The following is a 13,519-nucleotide window of genomic DNA, read 5'->3' as shown; positions in this document are numbered from 1 at the left end:
ATGGGGGATTTGTTTTATTGTTGTTTTGCTTCTTCAAATAGCGAAATGGCTTTTTTGCGTCTTTCCTGGTGGTCAACTGCCGGCAGCGGATATGTATCACCTAGCACACAGCCCGATTTCAATTGCTCATCAATCGGCATTTTACTTGGTTCATGAATCCATTTTTCATCGACACGCTCTAGCTCTGTTACATATTTTCTAATCAATTCCCCGCTCGGGTCAAATCGCTTTGACTGAGTCGTCGGGTTGAAAATACGGAAGTACGGCACCGCATCTGTTCCGACGGAGGCTGCCCACTGAAATCCTCCGATATTTGACGCCTCATCATAATCCACAAGTTTTTTTGCAAAATACGCTTCGCCTTTTCTCCAATCAATCAAATAATCCTTTGTTAAAAATGAAGCTGTAATCATTCGCAAACGGTTATGCATCCAGCCCTCCTCATTTAACTGTCTCATCCCTGCATCAACGAGCGGAAAGCCTGTTTCTCCTTTACACCAAGCTTCAAACAGCGTCTCATCTTCATTCCATTTCATTCCTTGAAACGCCGAATTGATTTCTTTTTCTTTCATCTCAGGATAATGCGCATAAATCATATGATAAAAATCACGCCATGCCAGCTCTTTGATAAAAGTCTCTCTGCCCTCGTCTTCATAGAGTGCTTCTTCATATATCGCATGAAAGATTGTTCGAATCGAAATAGTGCCTGTTTTTAAGAACCGCGACAGCTTGCTCGTTCCAAAAACAGACGGAATATCTCGTTTCTCATGGTAACGCGTTAATCTTTTTTGGATAAATTGATGAAGCGTGTTCATCGCTTTGTCTGAGCCGATTTGATCAAACTTCCTTGAGCAGCCCTTTATCAATTCTCGCAGTTTATCATTTCCTTTTTGCGAAAGTGGCTCATCACAAATCGTATGCTCGCTGCTAAAAAATGATTTGTCAACTTTTATCACAGGCTGCTTTTCTTGCTTACGCCATGATTGATAGTATGGGGTAAACACTTGATAATGTGACCCATCTGCTTTTAAAATATCTCGCGCCCCGTGAAGGTGTGTATCTTGCCATGTTGACACATGAATGCCCTTCTTTTCTAAAAAATCGGTTACTTGCTTGTCACGCCTTTGACCGATACCCACCTCATCTTCATTAAAAAAGACGGCTTTGATGTCATACACTTCCATGACCTGCTGAAAGGCGCGCAGGACATCATCATGGAGAAGGTGAACATACACTTGAGATTCTCTCGCTTCCTTGACGAAATGCGCCAAGTTTTGAAACAAATGTTCGTTATTTATATCCATTTCCATTTCAGTAAAGAATGGATCTAGATGATAAAGAGCCAATAATTTGTACTCGTGTTTTTTTGCATAAGTGATCGCTTTTGACAAGGCGATATGATCATCCAATCGCATATCTCGGCGAAACCAAATCACGACAATTTCCAACTTTCTTCACCTCACTCTATAGTGTAATCACTCTCGCAGGCTGCTGCACATTTTAATGCGCTCAAAAAAAGACACATCACGATGGATGTGTCTCACTTATTATTCAGGCTTTAAAACAATCAGCAGATCTCCGGTTTGAATCGGTTCTCCATTTGTCACATGTATTTCATCTACGACCGCAGTGAATGGGGCTTGTACAGTCGTCTCCATTTTCATGGCTTCATTGATCATCAAATGCTCACCTTGCGAGATTTTCTGTCCTTTTTCCACGAGCACTTTGATGACAGTGCCTGGCATTGATGCGGCAATGTGATTTGGATTTGAACGGTCCGCCTTCATTTTTTCTTGAACGGATGATTTGATGCTTTCATCCTTAATCACGACTTCACGCGGCTGTCCATTTAGCTCAAAGTAAAGAACTCTTGTGGCATCTGGATTCGGTTCTCCAATTGACACGAGTTTAACAATGAGGGTTTTTCCTTTTTCGATTTCTACCTCGATCTCTTCACCAAGCCTCATCCCGTAGAAGAAAGTTGGTGTGTCAAGAACAGAGATGTCTCCGTAGCTTTCTGCTGTTTGGACAAATTCAGAAAAGACTTTCGGATATAAGGCATACGCAATCGCATCTTGCTCTGTCAGCGTCAGGTCATGAGATTCTTTGAACTGCTGCTGAATAGCTTCAAAGTCAACTGGCTTCAGCTTTTCACCAGGTCTGACAGTGAGCGGTTCTTCTCCTTTTAAAATCAGCTTTTGCAATTTTTCAGGGAACCCGCCATGCGGCTGGCCTAAATAGCCTTTAAATAGCTCCACAACAGAATCAGGGAAGTCTAAAGTTGCTCCTTTTTCATAGACATCTTCCTCTGTTAAATCATTTTGCACCATATAAAGTGCCATGTCTCCGACTACTTTAGAGGAAGGTGTCACCTTCACAATATCACCAAACATGTCATTCACACGTCTGTACATTTCTTTTACTTCGTTCCAGCGGTCGCCAAGTCCGACACCTTTCGCCTGTTGCTGCAAGTTACTATACTGTCCGCCAGGCATTTCATGCTCATAAATTTCTGTATGAGGTGAATTCATGCCGCTTTCGAATTCACGGTAGTATTTTCTAACAGAATCCCAATATTGAGAAAGGTGTTCGACCGATTGGACGTTCATGTCTGGCTTTCTTTCATGCCCATCTAAAGCATAGTACAGTGAGCTTGCGCTTGGCTGCGATGTGAGTCCTGCCATAGAGCTGACGGCCACATCGACAATATCAACACCTGCATCAATTGCCCTTGCATAGGTGAACAGTCCATTTCCACTCGTGTCATGTGTATGAAGATGGATAGGGATTGTGAGTTCATCTTTTAAAGCAGAGACTAACTCATAAGCTGCCTGCGGCTTTAATAATCCCGCCATATCTTTAATACCTAAAATATGTGCACCGGCAGATTCAAGCTCTTTCGCAAGAGATACATAGTACTTAAGATCATATTTCGGACGAGATGGATCGAGAATGTCCCCCGTATAACAAATGGCTGCCTCTGCCACTTTGCCTGATTCACGAACAGAATCAATGGCAAGTGTCATGCCTTTGACCCAGTTTAAGCTATCGAAAATACGGAACACGTCAATGCCTGCCTCGGCAGATTCCTTTACAAATGCTTTAATCACATTATCCGCATAGTTTGTATATCCGACAGCGTTTGATGATCTTAAAAGCATTTGGAACAACGTGTTTGGCACTTCTTGGCGAAGCTCTTTTAATCGCTGCCAAGGATCTTCTTTTAAGAAACGGTACGCAACATCAAATGTAGCACCGCCCCACATTTCCATACTAAACAGCTCTGGCCATAAACCTGCTGTTGGCTGGGCTACTTTCTTTAAATCATGAGTTCTGAAGCGGGTCGCAAGCAGAGACTGATGCGCGTCCCTAAAGGTTGTATCTGTTAAAAGGACGCTCTTTTGTTCTTTCACCCAATTGGCAAGGCCCTCAGGTCCATGCGCATCTAACAATTGTTTAGTCCCAGATGGCATCTCTTGCTTGAGCGGAAGCTTCGGTACAACAGGCTTGTCAAAATGAGGCTTCTTTTTCTCCGCAATACCAGGGAATCCATTAATGGTCACGTTACCAATATAAGTCAGCATCTTCGTTCCACGGTCTTTTTGCTTAGGGAAATTAAATAGCTCTGGCGTTGAATCGATAAACGACGTATCGTATTCCCCTTTTAGAAACTTCTCATGCTTTGCCACGTTTTCAAGAAACGGAATGTTTGTTTTAATTCCGCGAATCCTGAATTCCTGTAAGTTTCGAACCATTTTAGCAGCCGCTTGGTCAAATGTGAGCGCCCATGTGGACAGCTTGACCAATAGTGAATCGTAATAAGGTGTAATGACTGCACCTTGAAAGCTGTTCCCTGTATCAAGTCGTACACCAAATCCCCCGCCTGAACGGTAGGCCATAATTTTCCCTGTGTCTGGCATAAAATCATTTAAAGGATCTTCTGTTGTAACCCTTGATTGAATGGCAAAACCATGTGTGAAAATATCTTCTTGCTTTGGTATACCGACTTCCTTGCTGTGAAGGTCATAGCCCTTTGCGACAAGAATTTGGGTTTGGACGATATCGACACCAGTGATCATTTCAGTGATCGTGTGTTCTACCTGTACCCTTGGATTGACTTCAATAAAGTAAAACTCTCCATTTGCAACAAGGAATTCTACAGTTCCTGCATTGATATATGATACATTCCGAGCCAGCTGAACAGCCGCTTCGCAAATATCTTCACGTAGTTGATCTGTAAGAGACACACTTGGCGCCACTTCAATAACTTTTTGATGCCGCCTTTGAACAGAGCAGTCACGCTCATATAAATGAATGATATTGCCGTGATTGTCACCAATCACCTGCACCTCAATGTGTTTCGGATTTTCAATCAGTTTTTCAACGTATACTTCGTCATTTCCAAAAGCCGCTTTTGCCTCTGACTTCGCACGGTCATAGGCTTCCTTCAGCTCCTCTTTCGTTCTGACAATCCGCATACCCCGGCCGCCGCCGCCTAGTGAAGCTTTAATAATAAATGGGTAACCGTATTCTTCACCGAATTTTTCGACTTCTTCGGCCGAATTAACTGGTCCGTCACTTCCTGGAATGACTGGAATTCCAGCTTTTTTCGCTTCTTCTCTTGCCTTTACTTTATCTCCAAACATATCTAAATGTTGAGAAGTTGGGCCGATAAATTGAATGCCTTCCTCTTCGCATCGTCTTGCAAAATGAATGTTTTCAGATAAAAATCCGTATCCTGGATGAATCGCATCCACGTCATTTCGTTTTGCAATTTCGATGATCCCCTCGATATCAAGGTAGGCATCAATCGGCTTTTTCCCTTCTCCAACTAGATATGCTTCATCTGCTTTATAGCGATGATAAGAGCCCGAGTCTTCTTTGGAATAAATGGCTACTGTACGTAAATTGAGCTCCGTACAGGCCCTGAAGACTCTGATAGCAATTTCCCCTCTGTTTGCAACTAGAACCTTTTGAATTGTTCTCTGTGACATTTCTCACTCCTCCATATCCCTTAAAATTTTATATGTACTCTATAATAAAGGAAGAAATGAAAACTGTACACTTTTGTTTTCTAAAGATTCAAAGTTTTCTGCAATCCATTTTTTTGAACTGATGGCTTGATCATTGATTTTTTCTTTTTGTAACGCTCTTTATATTCAGTAAACATGCTGATATTCAGCAATATTCCCATACAACCGCTCAGTAAAATGATGGACGATCCCCCGTAGCTAATAAACGGAAGAGTGACCCCAGTAATCGGAATCAGACCTGAAACACCGCCTAAATTAATGCATGTTTGGATCGCAATCATGGAGGAAATTCCTATTGCAAGCAAACTTCCAAATGGATCTTCACACTTTCTTGCAATATAAAAACCTTTCACGACGATGAAGCCAAGGAGAGCGAGTACAAAAAATACGCCGAAAAAGCCAAGCTCTTCTGAAATGATTGCCATGATAAAATCTGTGTGCGGCTCTGGAAGATACCCGTACTTTTGAACGCTTTCTCCTAGACCCAGTCCAAAAAAGCCGCCTGATCCAATGGCGTAATAGGAATTAATCAATTGATGTCCAGTATCCCCTGCATCTTTAAAGGGATCTTGGAAACTCTCAAAACGCCCGAGGCGATTTTGCGTGAATATTTTATCCCAGAACAGAATAATAAATGGGGTTACGATGACCATCACGGCACTAAATAACGCCAGCAGCTTCGCAAGTGTTTTCCCGCTAAACCCTGAGCATAAAATCATCGCAAGAGCAATCATGCCAATGATAAAGGCTGTCCCATAGTCTGGCTGCAAAATGATAAATCCGCATAAGATCGAAACAATCACGATTGGAGGTGTGACTCCTCGTAAAATATGATCAATATAATGCTGCTTTTTTGCATACACAGCAGCAAGATAAATAATAACGACAATCTTCACAAATTCCGCTGGCTGAAGACTGAATGGGCCTACTTTAATCCAGCTTCTTGCGTTCCCTGCAATATGACCGCCAAAGTACACATAGATGAGGGAAAAAACGGATAGCAGCAGCATACCGATTTGAAATTTCTTATTTGAAAACAGCTGATATGGAACTAATGCTGTAAAGAGCAAGATGACGGCTCCAACGATCATAAATAAAAGCTGTTTCTTAAAAAAATTATCTGGCGCGGCATCGTATCTAATCACAGATGTAATCATACTTGAGCTATACACCATGACCAAACCGAATGCGCTAATTAAAATAATGGCGAACAATAATGAGTAGTCATACGATTTTAGCATTCTCTTTAACATATAATCCTCTTCCTAACGTCTGTTTCTACTGCTTGATATCCTCTTAGCTGTTTTTATTCTACTACATTTTCTCCGTTTGATCTCGTTTTACCTCTTTTATATTGTTCGTCATTCATGAATGAATCAAGTCCGTTTGACATGAAACAATGAAAAGAAAATAGAGGACAAAAAAACTCAAACTTATATTAAGGAAGTTTGAGTTTTCAATCATTATTTTTTTGTGAACGCATCATGAAGTGCGGAAAGCTCTCTCTCAAGTTTATCGAGTAGTTTCTTACCTTCATGTTGATCAACTAATCCAAGCCGGACAGCAAAATCAATTTCTCTCGATAATCCGAACATTTGAGTATCTAAAACCTCTTCATAAAGAGGACATTGCGGCATCGTTAAGTTGTCCATTTGCACTTGGATCAATTTTAAAATTTTATCTGCATCCAATTTTAATAAAGCCAGTGCTTTTTGCCGATGATCGACTAAAATTTCTGACGCCAAAAGTATCCCTCCGTTCCCCAGGCGAGTACCTAATTCTTCTATTTATCATAAAGCGAAACGCCCAAAATTGCAAGCAGATTTGTACAGTTCGCTTTGTAAAAATAAAAAGAAGCCTTCCTTCATTAAAAGATACTCATCTCGTATTTTTCACTCATCAGCTCAAGCAGCTTAATCCCAGCAATACTATTCCCTTTTTCATCCAAAGCCGGACCGAAGATACCGATTCCAAAATCATATGGTGCAGCTCCCATAATCCCGCCTGAGACACCGCTTTTTGCAGGAATTCCGATGTTAATGGCAAATTCTCCGCTCGCATTGTACATGCCGCACGTCACCATAAAGGTTTTACAAATTCTAGCGACATCTTTTGAAAGAATTTGCTTCCCCGTTTCTGGATGTCTGCCGTCTAATGAAAAAACACAAGCAATTTTCGCCAAATCCAAGCTGTTCATCATGATGGCACATTGTTTCGTATAGACGTCCATGACTTCCTCTACGTTCCCTCTAATAATATGATATTGCTTCATATAATAGCACATTGCCCGGTTAATCATCGATGTCTCAAATTCGGAGGCTGCTGTTTCCTTGCAGTATGTAATGCTTTTGTCATTTGCAAGCTCTCTAATGAAGCTGAGCAACCGGCCCAGCTGATCTTGCGGAGTCGCTCCTCTGATTAAACTCGTGACTGCGAGCGCCCCTGCATTAATCATTGGATTCAGCGGTTTATTCGGACTCGCTGTTTCCAGTTTGATCATTGAATTAAACGGGTCACCTGTTGGTTCTTGTCCAACAAATTGAAAGACTTTTTTTGGCCCTTCTTCTGAGAGCACAAGCGCCAGTGCTAATACTTTTGAAATGCTTTGAAGCGTAAATCGTTTATCTACATCTCCAGCTGAGTGGCACGTATTACTCACATGATACACTGCCACAGATAAATCCGTCTGATCCGCTTTGCCGAGAGCGGGAATATAGGATGCTACTTGACCATCTTTGGCCACTTTTTTTGCTTCTTCTACAAATCGCTGAAGCTCTTCATTGTCGCGACATGCCATGCTCATACACTCCCTATCTTTCATGTATGATTAGTGTGTACAAGGTGCAGCATGTTTATGAAAGTGACAAAGCGGGAGAAAACTTCTATAATTTATGTTGGAAAGGGGTTGTCTTGAACATGAGTATCATTCAAATCAAGGGGAACGTACAGTACAAGATCACCATTGATCCAAGTGTATGGATTTTTGATGACCGCAAATTTTTAATGGATTCATTCTTTGAAAAAAATGCAGCAAGTGAAGAGAAACAGCTAGACCAGGAGCTTGACCAAGAGCGAGTTATAAGAGAAGGTCAAACTCTTCCACCTACGTTAAAAACAGAGAAGAAGTACGAAAAGGAAAGACTCGTCACAGGCAGCTTCGGGATGAAGCTTGGCGATATGCTAAAAAATGCTGAGCCGCTTGAACATGCGGATACATGCGAATTTGTCACAGAGACAGGTACAATTGCTGTGCCGCTTTCTCAGGCAATGGAAAGCATTGCTCATTTCAGCCAACATGGTAAGCCAATCACAGAAGAAGGACCCATCCACGTCTATTTCGCGGATCAGTCCAACCTCACTCAGCCGATAAAAGGTGTCAAAGAGCTGATCATTACATAAGAACAGAGGGTCTGGACTATAGCAAATCAGCGGCAAGCTGTGCAAGTCCAGACCTTTCTCCTTTGACAAGCTTGACATGTCCAGATATTTGCTGCCCTTTGAACCGCTCGATCACATACGTAAGCCCATTATTTAAGCTGTCTAAATAAGGGTGATCAATCTGCTCTGGATCTCCCATGAGCACAATTTTACTTCCCTCTCCGACTCGCGTTAATAATGTTTTCACCTCGTGCTTTGTTAAATTCTGCGCCTCATCAATGATAATAAATTGATCAGGTATACTTCTTCCCCGAATATACGTCAATGCTTCGACTTGAATAGATCCAATTCCCGCCAAAATCGCATCAAGCTCGCCCGGCTTTTTTGTATTAAATAAAAACTCTAGGTTGTCATAGATCGGCTGCATCCATGGTCTGAGCTTTTCTTCCTTTTCTCCAGGCAAATATCCTATATCTTTCCCGACAGGCACGATGGAGCGCGCCACGATCAACTTTTTAAACATACCGAGGTCCTCTGTCTGCATTAATCCGGCAGCAAGTGCAAGCAATGTTTTACCAGTCCCCGCTTTTCCAATCAGTGTCACGAGCGGAATGTCACGGCGCAAAAGCAGCTCGAGTGCCATCGTCTGCTGGACATTCTTTGGACGGATTCCCCAAATATGCTCTTGATCATAAACGAGACGTTTTACATGCTCTGCCTTTTGATCAAGCATTCCTAAAGCAGAACCACCTTCATTTCCCTTCATGATGACAAATTGATGAGGGTTGAATGGTGCGCTTGTGACCTCTTTTATTGGTAATTGATTTTGCTTATAAAATGTATTCAATTGCTCAGTCGGAATGTAGAGCTCATGATAGCCATTATCGATGTCCTCATTTTGCAAAACACGGTCACTTAAGAAGTCTTCTGCTTGAAGCCCTATAGCATCCGCCTTTACCCGCACTAACACATCCTTGCTGACCAAAATAACAGGCCTGCCATGAGGCTTTGTTTCTTCCTCTAAGCTTAAATTTTTCGCGACTGCCAAAATTCGATTATCGTTCGTTTTTTCAATAAAAATTTCTTGAAGCTCATGAAAAGAGCGGTGATTCAGTTCAATGCGTAGCGTCCCTTTTGACTCTAGTGTAATTTTTTCATGCAGTTTCCCTTTCGATCTTAAACCGTCGATTAGGCGTGAGACGCGCCGGGCATTTTGTCCAACCTCGTCCATATATCTCTTTTTTGAGTCTACTTCTTCTAACACAACGGCTGGTATGACGACCTCGTTGTCTTCAAATGAAAAGATTGAATTCGGATCCTGTAATAACACATTTGTATCTAATACATAAATTTTACTCAGGTCCTTCGCCTCCTGATCGGGGTTTCATTCATCCTTGTCTTTCCCAAAACGATTGTTAAAATATATGTTTTCATGAATAAAGTTAGAAGGTTAATTCAACAATAAAATAAATCATGCAGTTTGTGAAGGAGGGAATACAGATGCGACTATTTTTGACATTATTCATGATTCAAGCCATCATTCTGTTGGGCGCTTGTCAGCAGCAGGAAAAGCCAGAGGCACTAGACAAGCAAGATGGACGCCAGCACGTAGTACGGGTGTCAGACTCAACGAAGAAAAAGACCAATCAAGCCCGGTCATCTACAGATGTTGCGCAGCATCTTGTCAAAGTGACAGAGCACGTAGCAGATGTCAATGATGCAACGGCGATCGTCATCGGCCGCTATGCTGTTGTTGGTATTGATGTAAAAGATGATTTAGATAGAAGCAAAGTAGAAAACATTAAATATTCAGTTGCAAAAGCACTGAAAAATGATCCAGAAGGTGCGAATGCTGTTGTGGTCGCTGATCCGGATACAGTCAGCCGGTTAAAAGAAATGGGCAAAGAAATACAAGCAGGCCGTCCTGTCAGTGGGATAATGGATGAACTAGCCGCCATTGTCGGCCGCGTGATGCCAGAGATGCCGAGAAATGAAATTGATCGCCACGAAACAGATCCGACAAATGAGCCGAATGATCAGCTCAAACAAAATGATCAAAAGCAGTTAGACGAACATCAAAACGATCAATCAAACCATCATATGAATCAGAAGAAATAAAGAGAACGGCTTATATCTCCTGTGATATAAGCCGTTTTCTACGCTGATTTTAAGTAGCTGGAAAACATGCTATAATAAATGCAATAAGTGAGGTGAAAAGGATGAGAGTGAAGTGCTCAATATGTGAGAAGCTTGAAACCATTGATGATGATACACTCGTTGCTAAGCGGTTAAGAAATCGACCGATTCATACATATATGTGCGATGACTGTCAGGAACGTATTAAAGTAAAGACAGAAGCACGCATCAAGACTGGCAGATTCTCTCTTTATCAAGATCCTGCGACGAAAGAGAAAAAGAAGAAAAAAGGAAAAAAAGAACAAAAGACATAAAAAAAGACCTGACACATGTTCAGGTCTTTTTTTACGTATTCACTGTTCCTTCTTTTTTCGCACGATGCAGCCGTATTTTATAAATAATCAAAATGGCAGCTGCCACAACTAGGCCTTCCGCTACTGGCAGGAAGATTCCTAGAAATGTGAGAAACGTGCAGCCAAAAATCAAAAACAAGTAAATCACGAGCGCTTTTAAAATCGGTAAACGTCTAGCAAAGCCGAGCTTAAAAACAATAATCGCTAAAACAAGGATGGTGCCATATAGGAGCCACATCCCTGTTTGCGGATTTTCATCGACACGAAACAGCATCGCGAAAAAGGATAGATTTTCACTTACTTCCTGATCATTCAAAAAGATTCCCTCCCCTTATCTTTCAGGGTTCTATCTCTTTAATTCTTCATGGAATTAAGATAATCCTGCTAGCTTTTTCTTCTTCGCTGATTTCTCACGTTCGTTTTTATCTAAAATTTTCTTTCTTAAACGAATTGATTCAGGTGTAACCTCACAGTATTCGTCCTCATTCAAGTACTCAAGAGATTCCTCAAGTGACATAATACGTGGTTTTTTCATGCTCACCGTTTGATCTTTCGTCGCTGAACGCACGTTTGTTTGTTGTTTCATACGGCTTACGTTGACAACAAGATCGTTCTCACGGTTATGCTCACCAACAATCATTCCTTGGTATACTTCAACACCCGGCTCAACGAAGATCACACCGCGCTCTTCAACGCCTTGGATTCCGTAAGCAGTCGCTTTACCTGTTTCCATTGAAACAAGAACTCCTTGACGGCGTCCGCCGACTTGACCAGACTGCATTGGCTGGTAGCTGTCAAACGTATGGTTCAAAATACCAAAACCACGAGTTAATGAAAGAAATTCAGTTGTATATCCGATTAAACCACGTGAAGGCACTGTAAAGATCAGGCGAACTTGACCATTACCATTATTGATCATGTCAATCATTTCACCTTTTCGTGCGCCCATTGATTCCATGATAGAGCCAGTGTGCTCTTCTGGTACATCAATTTGAACGCGTTCAACAGGCTCACATCGAACACCGTCAACTTCTTTTACAATAACTTCTGGCTTCGATACTTGTAATTCAAATCCTTCACGTCTCATATTCTCAATAAGAATGGATAAGTGAAGCTCTCCGCGTCCAGATACAACCCACGCATCAGGTGAAGCAGTTGGATCTACACGAAGACTGACGTCTGTTTGAAGCTGCTGCTCTAAGCGCTCTTCGATTTTACGTGATGTTACGTATTTCCCTTCACGGCCTGCAAATGGGCTGTTGTTAACAACAAACGTCATTTGAAGTGTCGGCTCATCAATACGAAGGATTGGCAAAGCCTCTTGGTGTTCAACTGGACAAACCGTTTCACCTACGTTGATGTCTTCCATTCCAGAAACAGCAACAAGATCTCCTGCTTTCGCTTCGTTGATTTCCACTCGTTTTAACCCTTGGAAACCAAAAATCTTCGTCACACGGAATTGTTTCACACTGCCGTCAACTTTCATTAAGGCTACTTGCTGTCCTACTTGCATTGTTCCTCTGAATACACGGCCGATCCCAATTCTTCCAACATAATCATTGTAATCAAGTAGTGCCACTTGGAATTGAAGCGGCTCTTCATGGTTATCAACTGGGCAAGGGATATGGTTAACAATGGCTTCAAACAAAGATTCCATGTTTTCATCTTGCTTGCTCGCATCGTTACTTGCTGTACCATTGATTGCTGATGCATAGACAACTGGGAATTCAAGCTGTTCTTCTGTTGCATCCAATTCAATGAACAAGTCGATTACTTCATCGACTACTTCAGCCGGACGAGCAAAGTCGCGGTCAATTTTGTTGACAACAACGATTGGTGTTAAGTTTTGCTCAAGTGCTTTTTTCAGCACAAAGCGTGTTTGAGGCATACAGCCTTCATAAGCATCCACAACGAGAAGTACACCATCTACCATTTTCATGATACGCTCAACCTCACCACCGAAATCGGCGTGTCCTGGTGTATCTAAAATATTAATGCGTGTATCTTTATAATGGATCGCAGTATTTTTAGCTAAAATCGTAATACCGCGCTCTCGCTCTAAATCATTTGAATCCATGGCTCTCTCAGCGATATTTTCATTCGCACGGAAAGTACCAGCTTGATGGAGCAATTGGTCAACAAGCGTCGTTTTACCATGGTCAACGTGGGCAATAATTGCGATGTTGCGAAGATCTTTTCGAAGTTTCACATTTTCATCTCCTAAAATAATTAGATAACTTTCATATTATATCACAATCCCCTTTAAATGCCGATCGTTTTTCTGTAAACTTATATTAACTCTAAAAAAAAGGGATGGAGACAAATGAAACAAATCAAATGGCTTCTATTATTATGTGCATTACTTGCGGTTGTCAGTATGGCGTTTATTGGGGTAACTCTTGCAGAAAAAAACGTGCTGGGTATTTGTCTAAGTATTGTGTTTGCCATGATTTTCATGGGTACAGGATTTACATTAAAAAGAAAATTAAACGTGCAATCATAAAATTTCTCAAAAGCCTTTTACATTCTATATGTAGAAGGCTTTTATTTTGGGTAAAAACAAGACCAACCACCTATGAAAGGTCGTGTATAAAGACAGAACATATCATTTAGGCTTGG

12 protein-coding genes are annotated in these 13,519 nt (G+C 41.5%); 4 read left to right on the top strand and 8 right to left on the bottom strand.

All coding sequences use genetic code 11. The features are described from left to right. Positions 1 to 14: 14 nt before the first annotated feature. The 5 genes from MHB83_RS12070 to glsA form a co-directional block, all read right to left on the bottom strand. Complete coding sequence (locus MHB83_RS12070) at positions 15 to 1,448, bottom strand: deoxyribodipyrimidine photo-lyase (RefSeq protein ID WP_342496359.1); 1,434 nt, start codon at positions 1,446 to 1,448, stop codon at positions 15 to 17. A gap of 99 nt (positions 1,449 to 1,547) precedes the next feature. Beyond that, a complete protein-coding gene (gene pyc / locus MHB83_RS12065; RefSeq protein ID WP_342496358.1) occupies positions 1,548 to 4,994 on the bottom strand; it encodes a pyruvate carboxylase in 3,447 nt (1,148 codons plus the stop codon). An 80-nt stretch (positions 4,995 to 5,074) separates the two neighbouring features. Next, on the bottom strand, positions 5,075 to 6,286 hold the full coding sequence (gene ftsW, locus MHB83_RS12060) for a putative lipid II flippase FtsW (RefSeq protein ID WP_137054677.1): 1,212 nt from the start codon (positions 6,284 to 6,286) through the stop codon (positions 5,075 to 5,077). A gap of 210 nt (positions 6,287 to 6,496) precedes the next feature. Continuing rightward, on the bottom strand, positions 6,497 to 6,778 hold the full coding sequence (locus MHB83_RS12055; RefSeq protein WP_003212509.1) for a YlaN family protein: 282 nt from the start codon (positions 6,776 to 6,778) through the stop codon (positions 6,497 to 6,499). Between the two features lie 122 nt (positions 6,779 to 6,900). Continuing rightward, positions 6,901 to 7,830, bottom strand: coding sequence for a glutaminase A (glsA, locus tag MHB83_RS12050; protein WP_003211229.1), 930 nt, complete (start codon positions 7,828 to 7,830; stop codon positions 6,901 to 6,903). Between the two features lie 119 nt (positions 7,831 to 7,949). Here glsA and MHB83_RS12045 point away from each other — a divergent pair, with 119 nt between their 5' ends. Next, complete coding sequence (locus MHB83_RS12045) at positions 7,950 to 8,432, top strand: hypothetical protein (protein WP_050945113.1); 483 nt, start codon at positions 7,950 to 7,952, stop codon at positions 8,430 to 8,432. Between the two features lie 16 nt (positions 8,433 to 8,448). Here the strand turns inward: MHB83_RS12045 and MHB83_RS12040 are convergent, their stop codons facing one another. Then, the gene (locus MHB83_RS12040) at positions 8,449 to 9,771 is read right to left on the bottom strand and encodes a PhoH family protein (protein WP_034619937.1); all 1,323 of its coding nucleotides are present in this window, start codon (positions 9,769 to 9,771) and stop codon (positions 8,449 to 8,451) included. Positions 9,772 to 9,911: 140 nt separating this feature from the next. Here MHB83_RS12040 and MHB83_RS12035 point away from each other — a divergent pair, with 140 nt between their 5' ends. Together MHB83_RS12035 and MHB83_RS12030 are read left to right on the top strand one after the other, a co-directional pair. Further along, positions 9,912 to 10,529 carry a YhcN/YlaJ family sporulation lipoprotein gene (locus MHB83_RS12035; protein ID WP_050945115.1) on the top strand — a complete coding sequence of 206 codons (618 nt, stop codon included), beginning with the start codon at positions 9,912 to 9,914 and terminating at the stop codon, positions 10,527 to 10,529. Between the two features lie 101 nt (positions 10,530 to 10,630). After that, a complete protein-coding gene (locus MHB83_RS12030; RefSeq protein WP_003210787.1) occupies positions 10,631 to 10,861 on the top strand; it encodes a YlaI family protein in 231 nt (76 codons plus the stop codon). 31 nt (positions 10,862 to 10,892) lie between these two features. On the opposite strand, the gene MHB83_RS12025 is transcribed toward MHB83_RS12030, so the two are convergent. Then, a complete protein-coding gene (locus tag MHB83_RS12025; RefSeq protein WP_003210819.1) occupies positions 10,893 to 11,216 on the bottom strand; it encodes a YlaH-like family protein in 324 nt (107 codons plus the stop codon). 54 nt (positions 11,217 to 11,270) lie between these two features. Next, positions 11,271 to 13,109, bottom strand: coding sequence for a translational GTPase TypA (typA, locus tag MHB83_RS12020; RefSeq protein WP_003212439.1), 1,839 nt, complete (start codon positions 13,107 to 13,109; stop codon positions 11,271 to 11,273). A 114-nt stretch (positions 13,110 to 13,223) separates the two neighbouring features. On the opposite strand from typA, the gene MHB83_RS12015 reads away from it, so the two are divergent. Beyond that, complete coding sequence (locus MHB83_RS12015) at positions 13,224 to 13,403, top strand: DUF5325 family protein (RefSeq protein WP_003211596.1); 180 nt, start codon at positions 13,224 to 13,226, stop codon at positions 13,401 to 13,403. Positions 13,404 to 13,519 lie beyond the last annotated feature (116 nt).

This window comes from Bacillus sp. FSL K6-3149 (assembly GCF_038630515.1).
Lineage (GTDB): Bacteria > Bacillota > Bacilli > Bacillales > Bacillaceae > Bacillus > Bacillus pumilus.
This window is presented reverse-complemented; position numbering and strand designations above follow the sequence as displayed.